Raw genomic sequence first — 23,552 nt, 5'->3', positions numbered from 1 at the left:
TCATGATGGAATTAGCGATGCATGTCCCGCGAGGCATACTGCTTCCCGAGTCGGTGCTCTACGCGCAGTGGTTCAGCGTGCTGGCGTCGTTCGTCGCGATCAACACGGTGATCTACCTGATCCTGGGCATCACCAAGATCCTGCCGCCGATCCGCTTCGGCGGCTCCAAGGGGCGCGAGCGGCGCTCAGAAACCCGGAGTATCGATCCCGACGCGCCGGTTTAACTCGCGCATGGCATCTGCAAGCTCCGCGGCGGGCAGGCCCCGGCTGTAGTAGAACCCCTGGGCGTAGCTGAAGCCCAGCCGGTCGACCAGCTCGATGTGCTCCGGGGTCTCGACGCCCTCGGCCAGGGTCCGGGCCCCGGTCTCCCGGGCGGCCTCCAGCAGGTTGGCGACCATGCCGCGTACCTCGGCGGAGGACTCGTAGTTGATGATCATGCTGCGATCCAGCTTCACGATGTCGGGATGCAGGCATTCGATGCGCTCGCGGTTCGCGTAGGCGACGCCCGCGTCGTCGATCAGCAGCAGACAGCCAAGGGTATCGGCGTACTGCCGGGCGCGGCCGGAGCTGCAGGGCTCAGATTCCTCATTCAGCTCCAGCCCCCAGACCAGCCGCCCATCAAGCTTCATCGCGGAAGCGGCGAAGGCCTCGATGGTCGGGCCCGAGGCATTGAGCGTGACCAGGTACTCGTCTGGCAGCCGGCGGCTGGCGTCGAGGATTCCCTTTATGGCCTCCAGCTCCAGCTCGACGATCCGGCCCTCGGCGCGGGCTTCGCTGAAATGCTCTTGAGGGCCGCGGCCGTCGTCGAATCGGGTCAGTGCCTCGAAACCCAGTAGAGTTTTGTTTCGAAGATCAATGAGGGGCTGGAAAACGAACTTCACTATTTGCCTAACGGGTGAGGGACCGTACGTTGCGTCTGGCCAAGGTCAGCCGGAGCTTACGCCCGAAGCAGATTTTACACATCCGGCCGATCCGATGCGGTCCGTTTTTGAACAATTTGTAGACAATGGGGTGGCGGGGCTTGGAAAAACAGGTAGAGCGGCGAAGTCAGACGGGTATTTCATGGCGCTCCAGGCTGCTTCCCGCGCGAGTCCGCGCCATCACCAGTATGGAGATCGCGGTGACCGGCATCGTCGCCTGCTTCCTGTCCGTCTTCTACGGCCTGAACCTGTTCAGGACCTTCCCTTCGGAAGCGCTGCAGCTAGTGGCCGTAGGGCGGTTTGCCGGGGCCCTGGGTGTCGTGACGCTGGTGGTGATCCTGCGCGACGCGTTCCCGCTGTGGCTCGCCTACCTCGGCGCCTTGGCGGAACTGACGGCCTTCGTCTACTTTGTGGGCTTCACCGTCGACCACGAGCAGTTCGTTTTCCGGCTCCAGGAATTCCCGCTGATCGCGCTGTACATGGCGTGGCTCTTCCCTTCGGTGATCTCCCGGATGACCATTTATCCCATCCTCGTCTTCACCCTCACCTATTCGCTGCTGTTCGGCCCGGCGGTGGGCACCGAGCACCAGAACGGCCTGCTTAACGTCCTGAGCCTGGTGTTCTTCACCGTGGTCGGCATGTTTGTCGGCAGCTTCGTGAAACGCAAATTCAAGCAGCAGACGGAAATCGACGTGCTCACCGGCGCCTACAACCGCCGGGCGCTGGGCCGGATGGGCGATGCCGCCCTGGCCCAGGGGCGCCGGCAGAACCAGCCGGTCAGCGTCGCGTTGGTGGACATGGACGGCTTCAAGCAGATCAACGACCAGTTCGGCCACGCGGCCGGCGACGAGGTGCTGCGCGGGCTGGTCCGGCACTTGAAGCGCGCGACCCGCAAGAACGATGTGATCACCCGGCTGGGCGGCGACGAATTCGTGCTCCTGCTGCCCCAGACCGGATACGACCAGGCCCAGCAGCTCATGGAACGCGTCCACGAATCCTCCGAGCACAGCTGGAGTTTTGGGGTGGCCACCGCGGAACCGGACGATAACCTGAGCATGGTCATCCTGCGTGCGGACCGCGCCATGTATATCTCCAAGCGCGAGCGGGCGGAGCAGCGCGACTAATCCAGGTTGCCGCTGAGCCGGTCGCGGAACCTGGCGCTGGGCTCGTTCAGCCCGCGGACCTCGACGCTCTTGCCGTAGCCGGCGTACTTGGCGGCTACGGAATCCAGCGCGGCCACGGTCGAGGCGTCCCACACGTGCGAGGCGCTTAGGTCGATCACTACCTGCTGCGGATCCTGCGCGTAGTCGAACTGCGTGTACAGGTCGTTGGACGAGGCGAAAAACAGTTCGCCGGTCACCGTATAGATTGCGGTGTCCCCGTCCACCCTGCGGTCGACCGTCACGAAATGCGCCACTCGGTTGGCAAACAGCACCATCGCCGTGAGGATGCCGGCGCCTACCCCGATGGCCAGGTTGCTGGTCGCCACGGTCAGCACCACGGTGACGAGCATGACGAAGGTTTCGCTCTTGGGCATCATCCGCAGCGTGGAAGGCCGTATGCTGTGCCAGTTGAAAGTCGCGGCGGAGACCACTACCATCACCGCGACGAGCGCGGCCATGGGGATCTGCGCCACCACGTCGCCGAACGCCACGGCCAGCACCAGCATGAACACGCCCGCGAACAGCGTGGAAATGCGCGTGCGCCCGCCGGAAACCTTCACCCCGATCATGGTCTGGCCGATCATCGCACAGCCGCAGATCCCGCCGAAGAAGCCGGTCACCACGTTGGCGGCCCCCTGCGCCCAGGACTCGCGCGTCTTGTTCGACGGCGTGTCGGTGATGTCGTCGACAAGCTTCGCCGTCAGCAGCGACTCCAGCAGGCCGACGAACGCCACCGCCACCGCGAACGGCGCGATGATCCGCAGGGTTTCCATGTCGATCGGGACAGTGGGCAGCGTGAAGACCGGCAGCGACTCGGGCAGTTCGCCCTGGTCGCCCACCGTGGGCACCGTGATCTTCGCGAACACCGTCACCGCCGTGAGCACCGCAATGGCGATCAGCGGCGCCGGAACCGCGTTGGTCAGCTTCGGGAACAGGTACACGATCGCGATCCCGACTGCCACCAGTGGATACACGGCCCACGGCACATCGACCAGCTCGGGCATCTGTGCCAGGAAGATCGAGATGGCCAGGCCGTTCACGAAGCCGATCATCACCTGCCGCGGTATGAACCGCAGCAGCTTGGCCACGCCCAGCGCGGCCAGCAGGATCTGGATGATTCCGGCCAGGATCACGGCCGGGAACAGGTACTCCACGCCGTGGGTCCTCACCAATGGAGCGACCACCAAGGCCACCGCTCCAGCCGCCGCGGTAATCATTGCCGGCCGTCCGCCAGTGAAGGCGATGACAACTGACATGGTGAACGAGGCGAAAATGCCGACCCGCGGATCCACCCCGGCGATCACGGTGAACGCGATGACCTCCGGAATCAGCGCCAGCGAGACCACCAGCCCGGCGAGCAGCTCGGTTTTCAGCAATCGGGGAGACTTGAGGGTTCGCCACACCGACTGCCGTTCTAAGGGGGTCAATGCCGCCGTTGCCATGGTGGACCTGTTCTTTGGCTCGCCGAATTCCGTACCTATGTATTCTAGTTGCCCGGCAGGTTCCAGCACTGCGCTTGGCTGTTAGATTACTGCCATGGCCATATTGAAGGATCCCACCAAACGCACCATCAATATCTGTGAAGCCGCGGGGAAGCAGCGGTACCGCACTAACGCGATCGCACTCAAGGCCGCGCTGAGGCATTCCACGGTAGCTGGCAAGCAGCTGGGCACCTACGCATGCGAACAGTGCAAAGGCTGGCATATCGGAGGCCAGGGCGGTTAAAGAAAAGTTCCCGTTGGGAGGAAATCCAACGGGAACTTCACGATCATCACTCGCACCTTTATGAGGTACTTCAATTCTAGGAACGCACCCTGTGCCGGAGCTTTGGAATTCCGAGCCGCAAGCTAAGCATTTCTGCGGTGTCCACGCAGCTGGCCGGACGTTAAACTCAAAACCCCCACCGAAATCATTTCGTTGGAGGGTTCTCGATCATCACTCGCACCTTTTGAGTTATCTTCACTGCACTTCCGGTTCCTATGCCGGGCCTGGACACCATCTGGAGAATGCCGGCGCATCGGTGATGCGGCGCTCGAAGGTTTCTTAAAAATACTGGCTCCGTTGCCGTGCGCAACGGAGCCAGACTTACATCATCACTCGCACCTTTGAGGAAGGTAACTTCCATTTTAGGGAGCAAGGCTATGCCTCGGCTTTGCCCGAGCCCGGCGCAGGCAAAGAGTCTGCATCAGCCATGGGACGCAGGAAAGTGAAAACTCCCGCCGGCTGAAGCCGGCGGGAGTTTACGATCATCACTCGCACCTCAAGGAGGTGTCTACGACATTACTGCCCGACTCTGTGCAGAAGCTTGGCTCAGCCTCCACGTTGTCAAAAGACGCGTGGTCAGATGGTGGGTAGACTACCAAGCATGGCGCAGAAGGCAACAGGAAAACTCACCCACACGGTGGCGCTGCGTGTTGTCCAAACCATCGCCCCGCGCGTCGACTACCCGCTGAACATCATGGACGAGCGCGGGATCATCATCGCTTCGTCCGACCCTAAACGGTTGGGGAACCCGCATCCGGACGCGCTCAGGGCCCTGTCGGAGAACCGCACAATTGTCACCGCCCAGGCCGACCCGGTGTCCGGGCAGCTGCCGGGCGTCAACGTGCCACTTTATGCGGACGGCGTCGTGCAGGGTGTCGTGGGGGTGACAGGGGCACCGCAGGAGGTTGCGTCGCTGGCCCAGCTGATTTCGCTGACCGTGCAGCTGCTGCTTACCCAGCACGAGGAGCATGTCCGAAGCACGGTGCGCGCCACCCAGATTAGTGACATGCTCTCCGGACTTGTGTCGGGATCCGCGAGCGACGAAGCCTTGGCTGAGCAGCTCGAGCAGCTGGGCTTGAGCGCGCCATGGTCGCTGAGTCTGCTGCTCGACGAGGACGGGCCTGAGCAGTACGAAGCAGCATTGACGATTAACAATGCCCGATGGGTGCTGTCCTCCGGTCCAATCGAGGATCCTGCTTCTGCCCGCGCGATCCTCGGGCCCCCTCGGACACAGCCCAGCGACCTTCTGGTCGACGCCGAGAACCTGCGGACCCTGGGCGCGGTGCCCGCGCTGGTTCCGGCTGCCGGACTTCGCGAGCTCTGGAACGAGGACATGGCGCTGTCGGCGGCCAGAGCACCGGAAGCGTACTGCCGTTCGCTGGCCCGGCGCACGGCCCAGATCAGTGAGGAGCATGCGTTCACGCTGCTGGCGCTGGCCGCCAGTTCGACGCAGTCCGAAGCCATCGCAAGGCTCACGGTCCACCGCAATACGCTGATCCAACGAATGGACCGGATCAAGCAGGTCACCGGCAGCGACCCGCGGGTTCCCGGCGAGCTGATGGCCTTGCTCAACTCCATCTACGCCCGGGTCCGGCTGGGCGAAATGCACATATTCCAGTATTCGAAGCAGCTGAAGTATGGGCTTCGGCCTATAGGACTTGTGGAGGAATCTCCATAGGGTTAATGCATGACCTCAACACCGAACTCTTCGCCGGCCACTGGGTTGCAAATCGCCGTGGTGCCGGATTCCTTCAAAGGCAGCGCTCGCGCCAGCGAGGTCGCCGAAGCCATCAGGACCGGATTCCTCGCAGGTGCCGGCAGCCTGGGCCGTGAAATCTCCGTGACCGCGGTGCCCTTCGCCGACGGAGGCGAGGGAACCCTGGAAGCGCTGATCGACGCGTGGGGCACCGAACCGGTTCCGGTGCAAACCGCTGATGCCTTAGGCAGACCGGTGCAATCACGGCTGGGGCTGTCTGCCGACGGGAAGATCGCGGTGGTCGAAGCAGCCGAAGCAGCCGGCCTGCCGCAGGTCGCCGATGCGCCGCGCCAGCCGCTGTCGGCCACCACCTACGGGCTCGGCGCGCTGGTATCCAAGGCGCTGGACCTCGGGGCCGAGCAAATCATCCTCTGCCTGGGCGGCTCCGCGACCACCGACGGCGGCACCGGTTTGCTTTCCGCTCTGGGCGCCAAGTTCCTCGACGCCGACGGCAACCAGCTGCAATCGGGAGGCGGCCCGTTGAACGAGCTGCACAGCATCGATGTCAGCGGGCTGGATCCGCGCGCCGCCGGGGTAGTGTGGCAGATCGCTTGCGATGTCACCAACCCGCTATTGGGCGAGAACGGCGCCGCAGCGATCTTCGGGCCGCAAAAGGGTGCTTCCCTGAAGGATGTCGCAACCCTCGACGCCGGGCTGGGCCGGCTGGCCGATGTGCTGGAAACCGCCACCGGCCGGGTGCTGCGCGACCGAGAAGGCATGGGCGCCGCCGGAGGCCTGGCCTTCAGCCTGGGCAGCTACTTCGCGGTCGACCTGGTCCCCGGGTGGGAGCTGGTCGCCCGGGTGCTGGACGCCCACCGCATCATGGGCGGCGCGGATCTGGTCATCACCGGCGAGGGCCGGCTGGACTCGCAGTCCCTGCAGGGCAAGGTGGTATCCGGGGTACTGCAGGCCGCCGGGGGAGACGTTATCGTGATCGCCGGATCGGTCAGCCTGGAAGACCAGGTTTTGGCCGACGCCGGAATCCTCGCGGCCTACTCGATCGCTCCGGGCCCGGCGAGTTTGGCCGAGCTGTCCGCCGACGCGCTGAAGCTGCTGGAGCGCACCGCGTTCAGCGTCGCACGGACCTACCTGCGCTGAAGCGCTCGCTGTCGCTTTGCGCAAAACCCTTGCCACCGTCGAGGACCGATGCCTAGCGTGGGAGGCAGCGCGGCAACCGCCGCGACCTTCGTCGGAGAAAGGGCCAGCATGGCAACCGTGAAAGTCGGAGAAGAGAACACCACCGATATCGAGCTGTACTACGAGGACCACGGCTCCGGGCAGCCGGTGGTGCTGATCCACGGCTACCCGCTGGACGGATCCTCCTGGGAGCTGCAGACCGCGGCGCTGCTCGGCGCCGGCTACCGGGTCATCACCTACGACCGCCGCGGCTTCGGCAAGAGCTCCAAGGCGGCCGTCGGCTACGACTACGACACCTTCGCCGCCGACCTGCACACGCTGCTGGAAACGCTTGACGTGAAGGACGCAGTGCTGGTGGGCTTCTCCATGGGCACCGGCGAGGTAGCCCGCTACCTGTCCACCTACGGCTCGGCCCGCGTCGCGAAGGCCGCCTTCCTCGGCTCGCTGGAACCGTTCATCCTGCAAACCGATGACAACCCCGAGGGTGTGCCGCAGGATGCGCTGGACCCGATGGCCGAGGCCGCCAAAACCGACCGCTACGCGTTCTTCAGCAGCTTCTTCGAGAACTTCTTCAACACCGAGACCTTCCTGGGCAACCGGCTGAGCGAAGAGGCGCTGGCCGCGAACAAGGCCCTGGCCTATGCCGCCTCGCCCTACGCCTCGGTCGCGGCCCAGTACACCTGGACCACCGACTTCCGCGCCGACATCCCGAAGATCGACGTGCCCGCGCTGATCGTGCACGGCACCGCCGACCGGATCCTGCCCGTGGACGTCACCGGCCGGCGCTTCGCCGAGGCGCTGCCCGCCGCCGAGTACCACGAGGTGGATGGCGCCCCGCACGGGCTGTTGTGGACCCACGCCAAGGAGGTCAACGACCTGCTGCTCGGCTTCCTCTCCCGCTAGCAGCAAGGCCCGCCGGGCCCGGGCACTGCGTGCGCCAATATGACGTCGTGCGACGGCTGGATGCTGCCGCGCGCCGTCGCGATCTGGGCCCGGCGCGGGTTCCAAACTCCCAATATGACGCAGTTTTGCGGTGCGTTCCGCCGCGTGACGGGGCGGTTCCCTCCGGCTTCGGCGGCGTGCTTGAATCGGTGCACACCATCCAGAGCGGCTGAGAGACCTGGCTCCGCGACGCCGCAGCAAGCCTGCAATCCGCAGGGAGTGCTAACGCCAGGTTCGATGGAGCCCGGGCCGCGTCCCGGTATCCCTCGGAAGTCCAATTCCAAGGAGCCCGATCATGACCGTCACCGCATTGCCCCGCGTCCCGTACACCGGCACCGCCAGCGAGGCCGAACTGGAGCGCTGGCGCGCCGTCGCCCGCCAGGTTGCCGGCACCCTGGCCGCCGACGCGCTGGCCCGCGACCGCGCCAACGCGCAGCCCTTCGCCGAGGTGAAGCTGCTGCGCGAGGCAGGGCTGCTGGAGCTGCTGGTCCCTGCCGAGTTCGGCGGAGCCGGCGGGCACTTCGAGACCGCCTTCGAGGTCATCCGCATCCTGGCCGCCGCCGACGGGTCGATCTCCCAGCTGCTGGCCTACCACTACATCAACCAGTCTTCCATCGCGTTCTACGCCCCGGCCGAGGCGCAGGCCGACTGGTGGCGGCGCACCGTGGAGGGAAGCTGGCTGTGGGGCGACTCGGTCAACCCGGTGGACCCGAACCTGGTGCTGACCCGCGAGGGCGATGGCTACCGGCTGAACGGGGCCAAGCGCTTCTCCACCGGCTCCGGGGTGGGCGAGGTCATCGTCGTCAACGCCCAGGTCGAAGGCACCGGCGAGCTGCTGGCCTTCGTGGTCCCGCGCGATGCGCAGGGGCTGGAGATCGTCGACGACTGGGACTATCTGGGCCAGCGGCTGAGCGCCTCGAACTCGCTGGTGTACCGCAACGTGCGCATCGAGCCGTCCGACGTGCTGGGCCCGGTCACCGACGAGCCGGTGGCCACCCTGCTCACCCCGGGCATCCAGCTGGCCTTCGCGAACTTCTACCTGGGCATCGCGGAGGGCGCGCTGGCGCGGGGCCGGCAGATTCTGCTGGGGCGCACCAACGCCTGGTTCCTCTCGCAGGCCGAAACCTATTCGCAGGACGTCGTCTTCCAGCGCACCGTGGGGGAGCTGAAGGCCCGCACTGCCGCGGTGGCCGCGCTGGCGGAGAAGCTGGGCCGCCGCTTCGATCAGGTGCTGGGCGGGGCAGTCAGCCAGCCGCAGCGCGCCGAGTTGGCGGTGGCGATCGCGGAGCTGAAGGTCGTGGCCAGCGAGGCCGGCGTGGAGGTCGCCAACCGCATCTTCGAGGTCACCGGATCCTCCTCCACCAAGAGCGACGTCGGGCTTGACCTGTTCTGGCGCAACGTGCGCACGCACTCGCTGCACGACCCGGTGGACTACAAGAAGATCGAGGTCGGCGCCTACTTCCTGCGCGGCGAATCGCAGCCGCTCTCGCTGTACACCTAGACACTGGACGCCTACGCCACCCTGCCTGCAACACCGATTGGAACACCAGATGATCGCCCTGTCCACATCCCGCCTGGCGGGGCTGCGCGAACGCTTCGCCCCGCACTTCCAGGCCATCGCCGACGGCGCCGCCGACCGCGACCGCACCGGCGAACTGCCCTACCGCGAGGTCGCCGACCTCGCCGCCGCCGGTTTCGGCGCGATCCGCGTCCCGGAATCCCACGGCGGCGCCGGCGCCACCTTGCCCGAGCTGTTCGAACTGCTCACCGACCTGGCCGCCGCCGACTCCAACATCGCCCAGGCGCTGCGCGCGCACTTCGCGTTCGTGGAGGACCGGCTGGTCGCCGCCCCGGGTCCGGCGCGCGATACCTGGCTGGCCCGCTTCGCCGCCGGCCAGCTGGCCGGCAACTCCTGGACGGAGGTCGGAGCGGTGACAGTGGGCGAGGTGGCCACCAAGGTCAGCCCTGACGGTTCCGGCGGCTTCACGATCACCGGCGCCAAGTACTACTCCACCGGATCGATCTTCGCCGACTGGCTTGACACCTACGCGCAGCGCACCGACACCGGAACCCGCGTCATCGCCGCGGTCTCCCGACACCAGCCGGGCGTGGCCCTGGCCGACGACTGGGACGGCTTCGGCCAGCGCACCACCGGCACCGGCACCTCCACCTTCACCGGCGCGGCGGTGGAGGAGCTGATCGAGTTCGACACCCGCTTCAAGTACCAGACCGCGTTCTACCAGCAGGTGCTGCTGGCGGTGCTCGCCGGCTCCGCCAAGGCCGCCGAACGCGAGTTCGCCGCGCAGCTGGCGGCCCGCAAGCGCACCTTCAGCCACGCCGCGGCCAACATCGCCGGGCAGGATCCGCAGCTGCTGCAGGTCATCGGCGAGGTCTCCGCGGCCGCCTTCGCCGCGGCGGCCACCGTGGAACGCGTCTCCCACGCCCTGCAGGGCGCCTACGAGTCGGCGATCGCGCTGCACTCCGGCGGCTCGATCCAGGAGGACGAGGCCGCCAACGACGCGGCCGAGCTCGCCTCCGCCCAGGGTCAGGTGGTGCTGACCCCGCTGGTGCTCACCGCGCTCACCCACGCCTTCGACGCGCTGGCCGCCTCCGCCACCAGCGTGTCCAAGAACCTCGACCGCCACTGGCGCAACGCCCGCACCGCCGGCAACCACAATCCGTGGGTGTTCAAGGCGCGGCTGATCGGCGACCTCGCGGTCAACGGCACGCAGCTGCCGCGCGTCTGGGCGATCGGCGCCTCGAAGTAATCCACAATCCGCAGCTGCGGCGGCCGGCCCTCCCGGCGCCCGCCGCACGCTGGGGACATGCAGACCTCCACAAGCACCGAAGCGGTCGGGAAACTGGCCGAGGCCCGCAGCCTCATCGCAGCGGCCTGGGCGGACGTGGCCGACGCGGACCTCCCCGCCGGCCACGCCGCCTACTTCGCGCTGCTTGTCGAACAGCTGGGCCAGGAGTTCGCCCGCGCCCAGCTCTTCGCCGCCGACCTGCTGCGCCGCACCGGCGCCCACCAGCTGGACGCCGACTCCTTCCAGGCCATCGCCGACGCCGGCGAGCACCCCTCCGCCGAGGACCTCGCCCGCGCTGCCGGGCGCACCACCATGGGCCGCACCCCCTACAAGAACACCGCCGGGCTGCTGCACAACTGGCTGGGCATCCCGCTGGGCACCGCCCGCGACCGCCTGGCCCAGACCGACTGCCTCATCGCCCAGGTCACCACCGCCGGGCACCGCGCCGCGCCGCTGCTGCCCCAGTTGGCCGCCGAATTCACCGCCCCGCGCTCCGACCCGCGTCTGGTGCTTTCCGCCTCCCGGCTGATCCACGGCGCCCAGAAGGACTTCGGCCCCGGCCCCGCCGGGCAGAAAGCGCGCGCCAACATCCAGGCGGAGGCCGTCGCGCTGATCCGCGAACAGCCCGCAACCGCCCGCAAGCACGTCGCCGACCTGATCCACCAGCTCAAGTACGGCAAGCGGCCGCTGGGCGCGCTGCTCTCCGAGATCGGCTTGTTCAAGCTCGGCCGCCGCAAGGGGCTGGAACACTACCTGCTGCGGGTGCTGCCCTCGCAGGCCGAAGTGGTCGACGCGCACTTGCGCAAGGTGGACAACCCCAAAACCGAGACCGGCAACCGCGAAGAACTCCACCGCCAGGCCGCCGAGGACCTGGCCGCTGAAAACGGCGACCCCGCCCCGCCGGACTGGGACGATTCCGAGACCATGCCGGATTGGGCGCAGGACCCCAAGGAAGCCGACGACGCGGCCGCTGAAGAGCCGGACCACGAAGATCTGGATACAGGCCGCACTGATCATGAAGGCTTCGACGTCGACAGAGAAACCGCCGAGGACACACCGCCGGCAGACCCTGAAGCCGCCGAGCTGCTGGTTCCCTTCGAGGACATGCGGCCCGAACTGCGCCACCTGATGGGCCTGCTTGCGACGCTAAGATCCGCCGGAACCGGCAAACGCCGAGGCTCTGCCACCGAGGTCGGCATCATCATCGACTACGACAAGATGGTCGAAACGGGGCAGGACTTCGCGGTGACCATCACGGGCAAGCCGATTTCCGCAGGCGAAGCCAGGGCCGCGGTCTGCAATGCCGGCATCTACCCGGTGGTGCTGAACGGGCGCGACCGGATCCTCAACCTCGGTCGCTCGCAGCGGCTGTTTTCCAAGAGCCAGGCCAAGGCCCTGCGCACCGCACGACGCGGCTGCGCCTTCCCGGGGTGCACCATGCCCGCCGAACGCTGCGAACTCGACCATTTGGACGCATGGGAAAAGGGAGGCCGGACGGACATCGACCGCGGCGACCTCTACTGCACGGTGCACCACATCGGGCGCCACTGCGGCTTGTTCCATGCAGTCAAGGTCGAAGGCAGCAGGCCCATGGTGCTGCTGCCCAAGAGCGTGGACCCCGAGCAGCGGCTTCACATCAACACGCACTTCCTCACGCCTGCCGAGTCGAAACGCGCCTTGGCCTGGGCCGCCGAAGCGACCCAGCTCTGGAAATCCGGAAAGCTGAAAGTGACCATCGCCGAGGCCTGAGCGCATCTCGGGCGATCGAAACTGCGAGCCGTAAAATCGTCGGGTTCAAAGGTTGTTTTCGGGCGTACAGTGAAAGAACGGGTATTCGGTTTTTCACATCAAAGGAGATGTCCAGCCATGCAAGCTGACGTCAAATTCAAAATGCCGTTTAACTTCGTCCAGGTGTTGATCGCCGCCTTTGGCGCCATGGCCCTGAGCGTGCTCACGTTCTTCATCGCGGAGGCCGCCGGGGCATCCATGAAATTCTCCGACGGGATGTTCCGAAACCTCGATTTCATCCACGTCATCCGGTTCACCGTGCCTCCGATCGTGGTGCTCGGCTTCTTGACCTTCCTCATCGCACGCGGCCGTCCGGGCTTCTGCCGCGTCGCCCAGGTGATCGGGCTTGCCCTGCTGCTCCTCTCGGCCGTGACGCAACTGTTCTTCGCCGAAGATGCAGGAAGCGCGGTTGCGGTCGCCGTCATGCACGTGATCGTCGGCGCCAGCTGGTACATCGCGGTGAACAACTCCAACAGGAGGGCCAACGAGCGAGCCATGGCAGGGTGATTGGGCTTGGCACGTTCTGGGGGCGTGTCAATTTGCGGATATTTCTGTGCGGGACGGGTGTTGTAGAAGTCACCCGGCCCAAGGGTTTTGGCTGGATGTGTTCGACTATAGAATCGTTGAGAACTGTCAACGATATCTTAGGGAACGTCAATGGCCCCGCAGGGAACCCCAAATAGCCCATTCAACTTCATCCAGGTAGCGATCGCCGCGCTCGGCGCTGGGTACCTCAACGTCATCATCTTTTTCATCGGCGGCTCGGCCGGAGCCTCCATGCAGATCGGTGAAACTTCGCACGATGTCGTGCACTTCGCCCAGGTTCTGGGTTACACCTGGGCTTCGGTGATTGTCCTTGGCTTCGTGGTGTTCCTGCTCGGCCGCGCCAAGAAGGGCATCACCAAGGTGGCCCAGTGGATCGGCCTGATCATCGCCGTGGCGTCGATCGCCTTCCCGATCATGAATTCCGCCGACGCCGCCACCGCCATCACCCTGAGCCTCATCCACATCATGACCGGTGTGGCGTGGTTCTTCGCCGTGCACTACGGAAACAAGAAGCTGCATACCGAAGCGCAGGCACTCGCCATCGCCTAGTGACAGGTTGAAACTATCGGCATCGGAGGTCTTCTCCGGTGCCGATTTTGCATCCCGGGGCGACTACGGCTGGCGGTGGACCAGATGGATCAGCATCGCGATGATCTTGTGCAGGACCACGATGGAGAAGATTCCGGCCAGTAGGAAAAGGCCGATGCCCGACATGGAGGCCACCGTCAGCCCCCATGAGTTGATGGTGATTGCACCGTTCAGCGTCAAGTAGGCGTTGGCACTGTTGGATGCAATGCCCAGAGCCCAGAGGATGATGGCGCACCAGAAAAAGACCAGGGTGTCGTAGCCGGGTTTGCGACTGGAAGAGGCGAACTACCTTTGAGCGTTCGAAGCGCATGGCCTGTCCAGGCGGCACATTATCAACGCTAGGCGCAGGCGCCATGGGCCGCCAAACCCTCAGCGGTCGGTGTCGGAGGCCAGCACGGTGCCCGCTTGCCCGGTGTGCTTAACAGGCCGTCACTTTCCGCCCTCCACGATGGCCCGGGCCTGCCGCAGCAACGGCTCGTCGACCATCTGCCCTTCGAAGGTGAAGGCGCCGGAGTTCCCGGTGGCGGCGGCCAGCAGCCGCCTCGCCCGATCCAGCTGTTCCGCGGAGGGAGCGAAGGCCTCGCGGATGACCTGCATCTGGCTGGGGTGGATGCTGGCCTTGGCGGTGAAGCCGCTGGCAGCGGCGTCGGCGGCCTCGACCCGCAGCCCGTCCAGGTCCGCGATGTCCAGGTAGACCGAGTCGATGGATCCCTTGCCGTGCGCTGCGGCCTGCAGCAGCACCTGCGCGCGGGCGAAGCGGGAGACGTCCCGGTAGCTGCCGTCGGGGTGGCGCGATGAGGTGCCGCCCAGCGAGGCGGTCAGGTCCTCGGCGCCCCACATGAGCGCGGAGACGTTGGCGGCCGCCGCAATCTGCGCGGCGGCGTTGATGCCGCGGGCGGTTTCGCACAGCGCGATGACCTCGAAGGGATCCAGCTTCAGCACCTGCTCGGCGGATTCGCACTTGGGCAGCATGATCCGGGTGTACCCGGCCTGCTTGACCGCGCGCAGATCGGCGACGATGTAGTTGGTGTCGAACGGGTTCACGCGCACGATGGTGCGTTCGGGGTCCAGCGAGCTCTCAAGCACCGCCTGCCGGGCGGACTCCTTGTGCTCCGGGGCGACGGCGTCCTCCAGGTCCAGGATGACGGTGTCGGAGCGGTCGGCGGCCTTGGCGTAGCGGTCGGGCCGGTCGGCCGGGCAGAACAGGATCGCAGGTCCGAGTTTCATTGCTCCTCCTTGCTCAGTGCCGCCTCGTGGGCGGCCTTGGTCCACATCAGGCAGGTGCGGGTGGCGGTCGCGACGACCACCCCGTCCTGGTTGCGCCCGGTGTGCCGCATGGTGGCGATGCCCTGGCCGGGGCGGGATTTCGAGGGGCGGACCTCGACGATTTCGGTTTCGGTGTACAGGGTGTCCCCGTGGAACACCGGGTGGGGGAAGCTGACCGTGTCCAGCCCCAGCTGGCCGATGATGGTGCCCTCGGTCAGCTGGGGCACCGACTGGCCGATCATGGTGCCCAGCGTGAACAGCGAGTTGACCAGCGGCTTGCCGAAGGGCTGCGTGGCAGCCCAGGCGGCGTCCAGATGCAGCCCCTGGTTGTTCATGGTCAGCGTCGTGAACAGCACGTTGTCCGACTCGGTGATCGTGCGTCCGGGCCGGTGCTCGTAGAGCTCGCCCACGCTCAGTTCGTCCAGGTACAGTCCGCGCTGCACGATGCGGTTAGCCATTTTCGTCCTTTCGCGTATGCTCATCATCGGCGCTCGGCTCGATGGTGGCAAGGGTCTGCTTGGTGGTGACCAGATCGCCGGGCTTCAGCGCCGGCATGCGCACGATCCCGTCGGCCGGCGAGGCCAGCTGGTGCTCCATCTTCATCGCCTCAACGATCAGCAGCACCTGCCCGGCGGCGACCGCGTCGCCGTCGGCCGCCCTCACCGCGATCACGGTGCCGGGCATGGGGGAGGTGACATGCGGGGAGATGCTCGCGGAGCCGTCGGCCTGGCGGATCTGCTCGCGCCGGCCCAGGCGGCGCACCGCGGTGCTCCAGCCCTCGGAACCCAGCCAGAGGGTGTCGCCCTCGCGCGCCCAGGAGATGTCGGCCAGCTGCCCGTCCAGCTGCACGCCGTTGGGGGTGTCGAGCAGCTCGTGGGCCTCGCCGTCCACCACCGCTGTGCCGGCGGACAGCGACACCTCGTGCACCCGGTCCCCGGCCTCCAGCTGCATCCGCCGCGGTGCCGGGGCGCCGGGCCGCCAGCCGTCGGCCGCCCAGGGGCCGGTGCCGGGCGCCGGGCTGAGCAGGTGCGCGGCGAGCGCGAGCTGCGCCGGACCGGGCCGGCGGAACTCGAAGCTGCGGCGCTCGATCAGCGTGGTGTCCAGCTTGCCGGCGACGACGTCGGGGTCGGCCAGCAGCAGGCGCAGGTACTCGATGTTGGTTTTCACGCCCAGCACCACGGTGTGCGCCAGCGCCCGGTCCAGGGCGCGCAGCGCGGCGGCGCGGTCGGGCCCGTCGGCGATCACCTTGGCGAGCATCGGGTCGTAGTGCGGGCTGATCTGCTGGCCCTCGCGCAGCGCGGCGTCCACGCGCACGGCGCCGGGCAGCCGCAGCTTTTCCACGGTGCCGACGGAGGGCAGGAACCCGGCGGCCGGGTCCTCCGCGTAGAGCCGCGCCTCGATCGCGTGCCCCTGCAGGCCGACCTCCTCCTGGTTGAAGTCCAGCCGCTGGCCGGCGGCGATGCGCACCTGCCAGGCGACCAGGTCCAGCTTCTGCCCGCGCACGCGCACCACCTGCTCGGTGACCGGGTGCTCGACCTGCAGCCGGGTGTTCATCTCCATGAAGTAGAACTCGTCCGGGTTCGCGTCGCTGAGCAGGAACTCGACGGTGCCGGCCCCGACGTAGCCCACCGAGGCGGCGGCCGCGACCGCCGCGGCGCCCAGCTTCTGCCGCAGCCCGGGGCCAACCAGCGGGGAGGGCGCCTCCTCGATGACCTTCTGGTGCCGGCGCTGCAGCGAGCATTCGCGTTCGCCCAGGTGCAGGACGGTGCCGTGGGCGTCGGCCAGGACCTGCACCTCGATGTGCCGGGGGCTGGGGACCAGGCGCTCCAGGAACAGGGTGTCGTCGCCGAACGCCGAGGCAGCGGTGCGCCGGGCGCTGGCCAGCGCCTCGGGCAGGGCCCCGGGGGAGTGGACCTGAACCATGCCCTTGCCGCCGCCGCCGGCCGAGGGCTTGATCAGCAGCGGGTAGCCGACGCCCGCCGCGGCGGCGGACAGCGCGGCGTCGTCGAGCCCGGGTTCGGCGATGCCCGGGGTGGTCGGCACCCGGTGGGCGGCGACGTGGTTCTTCGCGCGGATCTTGTCGCCCATCAGGTTGATGGCGTGAACCGGCGGGCCGATGAAGGTGATGCCGGCGGCCTCAAGGGCGCGGGCGAAGTCCACGTTCTCCGAGAGGAAACCGTAGCCCGGGTGCACCGCCTGCGCGCCCACGGCCCGGCAGGCGGACAGGATCGCGTCGATGTCGAGGTAGCTCTGGGCGGCCGGGGCGGGGCCCAGGCGCACCGCCAAGTCGGCGGCCGCCACATGCGGGGAGCCGGCATCGGCGTCGGAGTAGACGGCGGCCGAGCGGATGCCCAGCGCGCGCAGGGTGCGGATCACGCGCACGGCGATCTCCCCGCGGTTGGCGACAAGTACTGTGTTGAACATGCTCACATCCTGAACAGGCCGAAGGTGGTGTCCGGCAGCTGCCCGGCGCAGGCGTCCAGCGCCAGGCCGAGCACGCGGCGGGTGTCGGCCGGGGCGATGACCCCGTCGTCCCACAGCCGGGCGGTGGAGTACCAGGGGCTGCCCTGGGTTTCGTACTGCTCGCGGATCGGCGCCTTGAAGGCCTCCTCGTCCTGTGCGGGCCAGTCCTGCCCGGCGGCTTCCAGCCCGTCGCGCTTGACGGTTGCCAGCACGCTGGAGGCCTGCGCCCCGCCCATCACGGAGATGCGCGCGGCAGGCCACATCCACAGGAAGCGCGGGGAGTAGGCCCGCCCGCACATGGAGTAGTTGCCAGCCCCGAAGGAGCCGCCGATGACCACGGTGAACTTGGGCACCCGGGCGGTGGCCACCGCGGTGACCATCTTCGCCCCGTGCTTGGCGATGCCGTCCGCCTCGTAGTCGCGGCCCACCATGAACCCTGCGAGGTTCTGCAGGAACACCAGCGGGATGCCGCGCTGGTCGCACAGCTGGATGAAGTGCGCGCCCTTGAGCGCCGACTCGGAGAACAGCACCCCGTTGTTCGCGATGATGCCCACGCGGTGCCCGTACAGGGTCGCGAACCCGGTGACCAGGGTGGTGCCGTACTCGGCCTTGAACTCGTGGAACCCGCTGCCGTCCACCAGCCGGGCGATCACCTCGCGCACCTCGTAGGGGGTGTTGACGTCCACCGGGACGATGCCCGCCAGCTCGGCCGCGTCGTAGAGCGGCTCGGCGTACACGGCGCTCCGGGGCTCCGGCTCGGGCAGGGTGCAGATGATGTCGCGCAGGATCTGCAGCGCGTGCTCGTCGTTGTCCGCCAGATGGTCCACCACCCCGGAGGTCTTGGCGTGCAGCTCGCCGCCGCCGAGCTCCTGTGCGGTGACCACCTCGCCGATCGCGGCCTTCACCAGCGGCGGGCCACCCAGGAAGATGGTGCCCTGGTTGCGCACGATCACCGTCTCGTCGCTCATCGCCGGCACGTAGGCGCCGCCGGCGGTGCAGGAGCCGAGCACCGCCGCCAGCTGCGGGATCTTGGACGCGGAGAGGTTCGCCTGGTTGTAGAAGATGCGCCCGAAGTGCTCGCGGTCCGGGAACACCTCGTCCTGCATCGGCAGGAAGGCGCCGCCCGAATCCACCAGGTACACGCAGGGCAGCCTGTTCTCCAGCGCGATCTCCTGCGCGCGCAGGTGCTTCTTCACGGTCATCGGGAAGTAGGTGCCGCCCTTGACGGTGGGGTCGTTCGCCACCACCATCACGTGCCGGCCGTGCACCAGCCCGATGCCGGCGATCATTCCCGCGCCCGGGCTGGCCCCGTCGTACATGTCCTCCGCGGCCAGCGGCGCGACCTCCAGGAAGGGCGAGCCGTCATCCAGCAGCCGGTCCACCCGGTCGCGGGGCAGCAGCTTGCCGCGCTGAACGTGACGCGCCCGGGACTTTTCCGAGCCGCCGCGCGCGGCCCGTGCCAGGCGCTCATGGAGCTCGTCGACCAGCGGCTTGTACTCGCCGCGGCGGCGGGCGAAATCCTCGGAATCCGCGTCAACGTGCGTGGGCAGGGTCTTCATCGTGCTCCTTCGGGGTCGTGCGGTTCGCTGTCCAGCCGGGCGGGAACCGGCAGCTCTTCAGGGACGGCCGGGTCGGCCGCCAGGATGCGCAGGGCCATCTGGATGAAGTTCAGCTGCACCTGGGCCAGGGCCAGCCGCCCGCCGGGGCGGTACCAGTGCGCCACGCCGGTGCCCATCTCCATGATGGCCAGCCGGGCCATGCCCGCATCCGGGGCATGGAACAGGCCCGCGCGCTCGCCGTCGGCCAGCGCGTCGGTGAACAGCTGCTCGTATTCGTCGCGCAGGGCCTGCATGGCAGCGCGGTGCTCGCCGGACAGCGAGCGCATCTCGTATTCGGCCACGCGCGCGGTCTGCGGGTTGGTGGCGGTGAAGCCGACGTGGAAGGCGACCAGCGCGGCCAGCCGTTGCGCGGGGTCGGCGTCCTCGATGGCGTCCTGCGCGCCGTCGATCATCGCGTCCAGGCAGTTGCGGATCACGCCCAGCAGCAGCTCCTGCTTGCCGCCGACGTAGTGGTAGAGGGTCGCCGAATTCAGCCCGACCGCGGCGCCCAGCTCCCGGATCCCGGTGGCCGCGAACCCCTGCCGCGCAAAGCAGGACACCGCCGCCTTGTGGATCTGTCCCAGTTGCATGCCGCTCCCAATCGATCGATTGACCCCCAGTACACCGCACGCCGCCACGTGATGTCAATCACTTGATTGGGTTTTGCTGTTGAAGCGACGATTCTTGACAGCGAATATGCTGAAGCCCATGGAACAACGTTGGCGGTGGCCGTACCGCGGCTGGCTTCGGGAGGGCGAATGAACCGGATCGACGTGCGGTGGAACGTGCGCGAACAATGCGCAGAACTCGTGGTCGACGGGCGCAGCCTGGAGGAGATCGTCGACCCGGAGCGCGCCTGGGGGTGTCGCCCTTTGCCCGGAGATTTCTGCGCAGGCCGCTGAAGGAGACGCTTGCGACCTACCGCGCGGACTTCAGTCGTCGTGATGACCGGATGAGCGGGAGCGAAATCGAACTCCACGTCTGCTGCGCCTGCGGCGATCTGGGATGCGGTAATCTGGCGGTCGATCTGGACCTCGGCCCGGAGCAAGTGACATGGTCGCGGCCGCACTGGGCGGCTGATGACGACGAGCCTGAGGAACCAGAGGAGTCTGTGCCCGGGAATCCGCTGGAACTCATGCCGCAGGAGCTGGTCTTCGCGCGCGCCGAGTACGACCGGGCACTGGCGAAGATCGAGGCCTATCTGTCACGGCCCGGGTGGCGCCAGGTACCCAAGGACGACCCGGAAAACATCGTGCTGCGCCGAATTTTTGCCTGGGTTTCCGGCCGCGAAGGGCGTCGCTGGCAGGAATAGCGCGAAGGGCGCCGGAACCCTCGAGGTCCCGGCGCCCTGTCAGTCGCTTAGCCGCGCAGCCACGCGGTGGTGGCAGCCGGCAGCCTGCCGTCCACCAGCTCCCCGCTAGCCAGCAAGGGCGCGGAGGGCAGTTCCTGCGGCTCGGCGCTGAAGTTGGTGATGCAGGTCCAGCCGTTCGGGCGGCTGAATGCCAGCACCCCCGGTGCGGAGGGCAGCCAGGCCAGCGATTCGCCGCTTTGCAGCTCGCGGCGCAGCGCCAGTGCGGAACGGTAGAGCTCCAGGGTGCTGCCGGGCACCCCGTCTTGGGCGGCGACCGACAGGCCTGCGAACACGGCCGGTTGCGGCAGGTGCGTCCCGCCACCGCCAAAGCCCAGCGAGCTTCCGGTAGTTGCCCATGGCAGCGGTACGCGGCAGCCGTCGCGCCCCAGATCCACGTCGCGGTTGCGGAAGAAGGTGGGATCCTGGCGCTGCTCGTCGGCGATCTCGTGCACCTCCGGCAGGCCGAGCTCCTCGCCCTGGTAGAGGTAGGCGCTGCCGGGCAAAGCCAGCTGCAGCAAGGTGGCGGCGCGGGCGCGGCGCAGGCCCAGCGCGGTGTCCGCCACCGAGGCATCGGCGCCCCGGAACAGCCACTTGCGGGCGGCCTCCGGATCGCCGGCGGGTTCCAGTGCGTAGCGGGTGGCATGGCGGACCACGTCGTGGTTCGAATAAACCCAGGTGGTGGAGGACCCTGCAGCCGCGGCCTGGTCGAGGTTGAAGGTGATGATGTTCTTGAAGGCCTCGGGGAGGAAATCGGCCTGCAGCAGGTCGAAGTTGAACGCCTGGCCCAGTGAGGTGGAGCGGGCATAGGCCGGGCGGCGTTCCGCGTCGGTCCAGGCCTCGGCCACGGCGATGCGCGGTGGGGTGTACTCGTTGAACAGCGCGCGCCATTCGGCGTAGATCTCGTGCACCTCGTCGCGATCCCAGATCGGGTGGCTTCCGTCCCACGGCATGGCGTCCAGTTGCGCCTTGGTGGGCAGGTCGCGCTCGGCGATGTCCTTGGTCAGCGCGTGGGCGACGTCCACGCGGAAGCCGTCCACCCCGCGGTCCGACCAGAAGCGCAGCGTGGTGAGGAAGTCCTCCCGGACCTCAGGGTTCGCCCAGTTGAAGTCCGGCTGTTCGGGGGCGAACAGGTGCAGGTACCACTGACCGTCGCCCACCGGTGCCCACGACGGGCCGCCGAAGACCGATTCCCAGTCCGCTGGCGGCAGTTCCCCGTTGGCCCCCAGCCCGTCGCGGAAGATGTAGCGTTCGCGTTCCGGCGAGCCCTTGGGGGAGGCCAGCGCGGCCTGGAACCACTTGTGGCGGTTGGAGGAGTGGTTCGGCACGATGTCCACGATCACCTTGATGCCGGCTTGGTGCAGGGCGGCGGCCATCGCGTCGAAGTCCTCCAAGGTGCCCAGCCGCGGGTCGACGTTGCGGTAGTCGTCCACGTCGTAGCCGCCGTCGGCCAGTGCCGAGGGGTAGAAGGGGGAGAGCCAGACCGCGTCGATGCCCAGCTCCTTGAGGTAGGGCACGCGCGAGGTGATGCCAGGCAGGTCGCCCAGGGAATCGGCGTTGGAGTCCGCGAAGCTGCGCGGGTAGATCTGGTAGACGGCGGCCTGGCGCCACCAACTGGCGTCGATGGCGGAGTGCTTTTCGGTTTCCTGCATGGTCATGGGTTTTCCTTTACTTGATGGCGCCCTGGGTCAGGCCTGACATGACCCAGCGCTGGGTGAAGAGGTAGGCGATGATGCTCGGAGCCATCGCCAGCAGGTAGGAGGCGAACGAGACGTGGTAGTTGTTGGAGAACTGGGTCTGGAATAGCTGCTGGACCACCGGCAGGGTCTGGTTGGCCTGTTCCGCGATGATCAGCGAGGGCATCATGAAGTCGTTCCAGGAGCCTAGGAAGGCGAAGATCGCGACGGTCGCGCTCATCGGGGCGATCAGCGGGAAGATGATGCGCCAGAACGCGGTCCAGGTGCTGGCCCCGTCCATGCGGGCGCTTTCCTCCAGCTCGGCGGGCAGCCCGCGCATGAATGCGGTGAACAGCAGCACGTTGAAGGACAGCCCGAACATCACGTGCAGGATCGCCACGCCGAAGGGGGTGTCCAGCCCGGCCAGGCCGGTGAGCTTGACCTGGGACAGAGCCAACACCGGGAAGGGCAGGAACATTGCGCCGAGCAGGTAGTAGAAGCTGTAGCGGTAGAACTTGCGGTTCCAGTTGCGGTGGATCGCGTAGGAGGCCATGGAGGCCACCAGCACCCCGCCGCAGACGGAGATCAGCGTGATGAACAAGGAAATGGTGAATGCCCGCGGGAAGTTCACCAGCTCCCAGGCCGCGGTGAAGCCCTCCACGGAGAACGGGTCGGGCCAGGAGAAGGCTTTGCCGTCCACTGCCTGCCCGGCGGACTTGAACGCCATGGAGACGGTGACGAACAGCGGCATCAACACACTGAAGGCGCAGGCGGCCAGTATGGCGGTGGCTAGCCAGTTGGTCTTCTCGCGGCCGATGCGGGCGCGGGAGGGACGGGTCAACCGCTGTTGCAGGGTACTCACTTGGACTCCTTGGAGGTCAGGCGCAGCTGGATGAGCGCGATCAGCAGCGAGATGAGGAAGAAGACGGTGGCGTTGGCCATTTGGTAGGCGTAGTCGCCGCGTTCGAACCCGGTGAAGATCGTCATCGCGATGGAGCGGGTGGCAACACCCGGGCCGCCATTGGTCAGGCCGACGATGATGTCATACGCGGCGAGGAAGTTCTTGAACCCCAGGATCATGTTGATGCCGATATACCCGGCCATTAACGGCAAGGTGACGTGGCGCAGCTGGCCCACGGCACCGGCGCCGTCCAGCGCGGAGGCCTCGTAGAGGTCGTAGGGGATCGCCATGAGCCCGGCGATGTATATCAGCATGGCCGAGGGGATCGCCTGCCAAGCGGTGACGATGACGATCGAGATCCATGCCAGATCCGGGTTGGCCAGGATCGAGCTGCCCAGCGTTTCCAGTCCCATCGCCTGGCCGGCGGCGGGCAGCGTGTTGGAGAACAGGAAGTTGAACACGTAGGCGATTACGATGCCGGAGATCACCATGGGCATGACGAACACGGTGCGCAGCACCACTCGGGCGCGGATCTGCGCGGTCAGCCCGAGTGCCAGTAGGAAGGCCAGGGCGTTGGTCAACAGCACCGTGATCAGCGAGAAGCCGATGGTGAAGGCGTAAGCGCCGAGCACAGCGGGATCCGTGACCAGAGCCGCGTAGTTGCGCAGCCCCACCATCTCGAACTCGCCGAAGCCCACCGAATCGGTGAAGCTGAAGAAGATGCCCATGATCGCCGGCACGGTAATCGCCAGCGTGAAGCAGGCCAGAGCGGGCAGCAGGAACAGCAGGTGCATGCTGGGCCGGCGTCGCGGACGGGCCGGGCGGGGCGGGCGGGGCGCTGCGGCCGGAGGCGCGCTGACCGGGGATTCAATTAGTGCCATGGTGCGTT

Annotated in this window: 24 protein-coding genes and 1 riboswitch; of the genes, 13 read left to right on the top strand and 11 right to left on the bottom strand. The window is 67.2% G+C overall.

What is annotated here, in order from left to right:
* Nucleotides 1-2 precede the first annotated feature (2 nt).
* Nucleotides 3-224 (top strand): hypothetical protein, encoded by a 222-nt coding sequence (locus ACTX90_RS16615; RefSeq protein ID WP_244910938.1) that lies wholly within the window; start codon nt 3-5, stop codon nt 222-224.
* Here ACTX90_RS16615 and ACTX90_RS16610 read toward each other — a convergent pair.
* Complete coding sequence (locus ACTX90_RS16610; RefSeq protein ID WP_443442485.1) at nt 186-881, bottom strand: EAL domain-containing protein; 696 nt, start codon at nt 879-881, stop codon at nt 186-188. The genes ACTX90_RS16615 and ACTX90_RS16610 overlap by 39 nt on opposite strands.
* A gap of 239 nt (nt 882-1,120) precedes the next feature.
* Between ACTX90_RS16610 and ACTX90_RS16605 the strand changes: the two genes are divergently transcribed.
* Complete coding sequence (locus ACTX90_RS16605; RefSeq protein WP_443442484.1) at nt 1,121-2,044, top strand: GGDEF domain-containing protein; 924 nt, start codon at nt 1,121-1,123, stop codon at nt 2,042-2,044.
* Here the strand turns inward: ACTX90_RS16605 and ACTX90_RS16600 are convergent.
* Nucleotides 2,041-3,525 (bottom strand): SulP family inorganic anion transporter, encoded by a 1,485-nt coding sequence (locus ACTX90_RS16600; RefSeq protein ID WP_053799046.1) that lies wholly within the window; start codon nt 3,523-3,525, stop codon nt 2,041-2,043. The two genes, ACTX90_RS16605 and ACTX90_RS16600, sit on opposite strands and share 4 nt — an antisense overlap.
* A 94-nt stretch (nt 3,526-3,619) precedes the next feature.
* On the opposite strand from ACTX90_RS16600, the gene ACTX90_RS16595 reads away from it, so the two are divergent.
* The 9 genes from ACTX90_RS16595 (at nt 3,620) to ACTX90_RS16555 (ending at nt 13,372) form a co-directional block, all read left to right on the top strand.
* The gene (locus tag ACTX90_RS16595; RefSeq protein ID WP_443442483.1) at nt 3,620-3,808 is read left to right on the top strand and encodes a hypothetical protein; all 189 of its coding nucleotides are present in this window, start codon (nt 3,620-3,622) and stop codon (nt 3,806-3,808) included.
* Nucleotides 3,809-4,448: 640 nt separating this feature from the next.
* On the top strand, nt 4,449-5,525 hold the full coding sequence (locus ACTX90_RS16590) for a sugar diacid recognition domain-containing protein (RefSeq protein WP_424573517.1): 1,077 nt from the start codon (nt 4,449-4,451) through the stop codon (nt 5,523-5,525).
* A gap of 9 nt (nt 5,526-5,534) precedes the next feature.
* On the top strand, nt 5,535-6,701 hold the full coding sequence (locus ACTX90_RS16585) for a glycerate kinase (protein WP_047120378.1): 1,167 nt from the start codon (nt 5,535-5,537) through the stop codon (nt 6,699-6,701).
* 108 nt (nt 6,702-6,809) lie between these two features.
* Nucleotides 6,810-7,643 (top strand): alpha/beta fold hydrolase, encoded by an 834-nt coding sequence (locus ACTX90_RS16580; protein WP_113608112.1) that lies wholly within the window; start codon nt 6,810-6,812, stop codon nt 7,641-7,643.
* Between the two features lie 192 nt (nt 7,644-7,835).
* A riboswitch (SAM riboswitch) is annotated at nt 7,836-7,926 on the top strand.
* A gap of 51 nt (nt 7,927-7,977) precedes the next feature.
* Nucleotides 7,978-9,183 (top strand): acyl-CoA dehydrogenase family protein, encoded by a 1,206-nt coding sequence (locus tag ACTX90_RS16575; RefSeq protein WP_443442482.1) that lies wholly within the window; start codon nt 7,978-7,980, stop codon nt 9,181-9,183.
* 49 nt (nt 9,184-9,232) lie between these two features.
* Nucleotides 9,233-10,450, top strand: coding sequence for an acyl-CoA dehydrogenase family protein (locus ACTX90_RS16570; protein ID WP_443442481.1), 1,218 nt, complete (start codon nt 9,233-9,235; stop codon nt 10,448-10,450).
* Between the two features lie 57 nt (nt 10,451-10,507).
* On the top strand, nt 10,508-12,238 hold the full coding sequence (locus tag ACTX90_RS16565; protein WP_443442480.1) for an HNH endonuclease signature motif containing protein: 1,731 nt from the start codon (nt 10,508-10,510) through the stop codon (nt 12,236-12,238).
* Between the two features lie 117 nt (nt 12,239-12,355).
* Nucleotides 12,356-12,784 carry a DUF6069 family protein gene (locus tag ACTX90_RS16560; RefSeq protein WP_047120374.1) on the top strand — a complete coding sequence of 143 codons (429 nt, stop codon included), beginning with the start codon at nt 12,356-12,358 and terminating at the stop codon, nt 12,782-12,784.
* A 150-nt stretch (nt 12,785-12,934) separates the two neighbouring features.
* Nucleotides 12,935-13,372 (top strand): DUF6069 family protein, encoded by a 438-nt coding sequence (locus ACTX90_RS16555; protein ID WP_113608108.1) that lies wholly within the window; start codon nt 12,935-12,937, stop codon nt 13,370-13,372.
* Between the two features lie 63 nt (nt 13,373-13,435).
* On the opposite strand, the gene ACTX90_RS16550 is transcribed toward ACTX90_RS16555, so the two are convergent.
* The 6 genes from ACTX90_RS16550 to ACTX90_RS16525 form a co-directional block, all read right to left on the bottom strand.
* A complete protein-coding gene (locus ACTX90_RS16550; RefSeq protein WP_181728191.1) occupies nt 13,436-13,591 on the bottom strand; it encodes a hypothetical protein in 156 nt (51 codons plus the stop codon).
* Between the two features lie 249 nt (nt 13,592-13,840).
* On the bottom strand, nt 13,841-14,638 hold the full coding sequence (locus tag ACTX90_RS16545; RefSeq protein WP_443442479.1) for an HpcH/HpaI aldolase/citrate lyase family protein: 798 nt from the start codon (nt 14,636-14,638) through the stop codon (nt 13,841-13,843).
* Complete coding sequence (locus ACTX90_RS16540) at nt 14,635-15,135, bottom strand: MaoC family dehydratase (RefSeq protein ID WP_120991378.1); 501 nt, start codon at nt 15,133-15,135, stop codon at nt 14,635-14,637. Before ACTX90_RS16540 ends, ACTX90_RS16545 begins: the two co-directional genes overlap by 4 nt.
* Nucleotides 15,128-17,101 (bottom strand): acetyl/propionyl/methylcrotonyl-CoA carboxylase subunit alpha, encoded by a 1,974-nt coding sequence (locus tag ACTX90_RS16535; RefSeq protein ID WP_443442478.1) that lies wholly within the window; start codon nt 17,099-17,101, stop codon nt 15,128-15,130. The genes ACTX90_RS16540 and ACTX90_RS16535 overlap by 8 nt, the downstream gene beginning before the upstream one ends.
* Before the next feature lie 2 nt (nt 17,102-17,103).
* Nucleotides 17,104-18,699: a carboxyl transferase domain-containing protein gene (locus ACTX90_RS16530; RefSeq protein WP_443442477.1), complete on the bottom strand. Its 1,596-nt coding sequence runs from the start codon at nt 18,697-18,699 to the stop codon at nt 17,104-17,106.
* Nucleotides 18,696-19,328 (bottom strand): TetR/AcrR family transcriptional regulator, encoded by a 633-nt coding sequence (locus ACTX90_RS16525; protein ID WP_113608103.1) that lies wholly within the window; start codon nt 19,326-19,328, stop codon nt 18,696-18,698. The genes ACTX90_RS16530 and ACTX90_RS16525 overlap by 4 nt, the downstream gene beginning before the upstream one ends.
* 66 nt (nt 19,329-19,394) lie before the next feature.
* On the opposite strand from ACTX90_RS16525, the gene ACTX90_RS16520 reads away from it, so the two are divergent.
* Nucleotides 19,395-19,640, top strand: a complete 246-nt coding sequence (locus ACTX90_RS16520; RefSeq protein ID WP_443442476.1) for a hypothetical protein — start codon at nt 19,395-19,397, stop codon at nt 19,638-19,640.
* Nucleotides 19,601-20,050, top strand: coding sequence for a hypothetical protein (locus ACTX90_RS16515; protein WP_443442475.1), 450 nt, complete (start codon nt 19,601-19,603; stop codon nt 20,048-20,050). Before ACTX90_RS16520 ends, ACTX90_RS16515 begins: the two co-directional genes overlap by 40 nt.
* 47 nt (nt 20,051-20,097) lie before the next feature.
* On the opposite strand, the gene ACTX90_RS16510 is transcribed toward ACTX90_RS16515, so the two are convergent.
* From ACTX90_RS16510 to ACTX90_RS16500, 3 genes are read right to left on the bottom strand one after another with little or no spacing between them, the layout of a single operon-like run.
* On the bottom strand, nt 20,098-21,744 hold the full coding sequence (locus ACTX90_RS16510) for a glycoside hydrolase family 13 protein (protein ID WP_113608101.1): 1,647 nt from the start codon (nt 21,742-21,744) through the stop codon (nt 20,098-20,100).
* Nucleotides 21,745-21,754: 10 nt separating this feature from the next.
* Nucleotides 21,755-22,615 (bottom strand): carbohydrate ABC transporter permease, encoded by an 861-nt coding sequence (locus ACTX90_RS16505; RefSeq protein ID WP_443444038.1) that lies wholly within the window; start codon nt 22,613-22,615, stop codon nt 21,755-21,757.
* A gap of 5 nt (nt 22,616-22,620) precedes the next feature.
* Entirely contained in the window at nt 22,621-23,544 is a 924-nt protein-coding gene (locus ACTX90_RS16500; RefSeq protein WP_047120362.1) for a carbohydrate ABC transporter permease, read from the bottom strand.
* Between the last annotated feature and the right edge of the window lie 8 nt (nt 23,545-23,552).

It is taken from the genome of Glutamicibacter soli (assembly GCF_052322135.1).
Lineage (GTDB): Bacteria > Actinomycetota > Actinomycetes > Actinomycetales > Micrococcaceae > Glutamicibacter > Glutamicibacter soli.
The sequence above is the reverse complement of the archived record's forward strand: the minus strand, read 5'-3'. Positions and strand labels throughout refer to the sequence as shown.

Excerpts from the sequence above, each read along its gene's own strand:
- ACTX90_RS16615 (WP_244910938.1), top strand. The coding sequence starts at position 3 with ATGATGGAATTAGCGATGCATGTCCCGCGAGGCATACTGCTTCCCGAG.
- ACTX90_RS16600 (WP_053799046.1), bottom strand. The coding sequence starts at position 3,525 with ATGGCAACGGCGGCATTGACCCCCTTAGAACGGCAGTCGGTGTGGCGA.
- ACTX90_RS16595 (WP_443442483.1), top strand. The coding sequence starts at position 3,620 with ATGGCCATATTGAAGGATCCCACCAAACGCACCATCAATATCTGTGAA.
- ACTX90_RS16590 (WP_424573517.1), top strand. The coding sequence starts at position 4,449 with ATGGCGCAGAAGGCAACAGGAAAACTCACCCACACGGTGGCGCTGCGT.
- ACTX90_RS16585 (WP_047120378.1), top strand. The coding sequence starts at position 5,535 with ATGACCTCAACACCGAACTCTTCGCCGGCCACTGGGTTGCAAATCGCC.
- ACTX90_RS16580 (WP_113608112.1), top strand. The coding sequence starts at position 6,810 with ATGGCAACCGTGAAAGTCGGAGAAGAGAACACCACCGATATCGAGCTG.
- ACTX90_RS16575 (WP_443442482.1), top strand. The coding sequence starts at position 7,978 with ATGACCGTCACCGCATTGCCCCGCGTCCCGTACACCGGCACCGCCAGC.
- ACTX90_RS16570 (WP_443442481.1), top strand. The coding sequence starts at position 9,233 with ATGATCGCCCTGTCCACATCCCGCCTGGCGGGGCTGCGCGAACGCTTC.
- ACTX90_RS16565 (WP_443442480.1), top strand. The coding sequence starts at position 10,508 with ATGCAGACCTCCACAAGCACCGAAGCGGTCGGGAAACTGGCCGAGGCC.
- ACTX90_RS16560 (WP_047120374.1), top strand. The coding sequence starts at position 12,356 with ATGCAAGCTGACGTCAAATTCAAAATGCCGTTTAACTTCGTCCAGGTG.
- ACTX90_RS16555 (WP_113608108.1), top strand. The coding sequence starts at position 12,935 with ATGGCCCCGCAGGGAACCCCAAATAGCCCATTCAACTTCATCCAGGTA.
- ACTX90_RS16545 (WP_443442479.1), bottom strand. The coding sequence starts at position 14,638 with ATGAAACTCGGACCTGCGATCCTGTTCTGCCCGGCCGACCGGCCCGAC.
- ACTX90_RS16540 (WP_120991378.1), bottom strand. The coding sequence starts at position 15,135 with ATGGCTAACCGCATCGTGCAGCGCGGACTGTACCTGGACGAACTGAGC.
- ACTX90_RS16535 (WP_443442478.1), bottom strand. The coding sequence starts at position 17,101 with ATGTTCAACACAGTACTTGTCGCCAACCGCGGGGAGATCGCCGTGCGC.
- ACTX90_RS16530 (WP_443442477.1), bottom strand. The coding sequence starts at position 18,699 with ATGAAGACCCTGCCCACGCACGTTGACGCGGATTCCGAGGATTTCGCC.
- ACTX90_RS16525 (WP_113608103.1), bottom strand. The coding sequence starts at position 19,328 with ATGCAACTGGGACAGATCCACAAGGCGGCGGTGTCCTGCTTTGCGCGG.
- ACTX90_RS16510 (WP_113608101.1), bottom strand. The coding sequence starts at position 21,744 with ATGACCATGCAGGAAACCGAAAAGCACTCCGCCATCGACGCCAGTTGG.
- ACTX90_RS16500 (WP_047120362.1), bottom strand. The coding sequence starts at position 23,544 with ATGGCACTAATTGAATCCCCGGTCAGCGCGCCTCCGGCCGCAGCGCCC.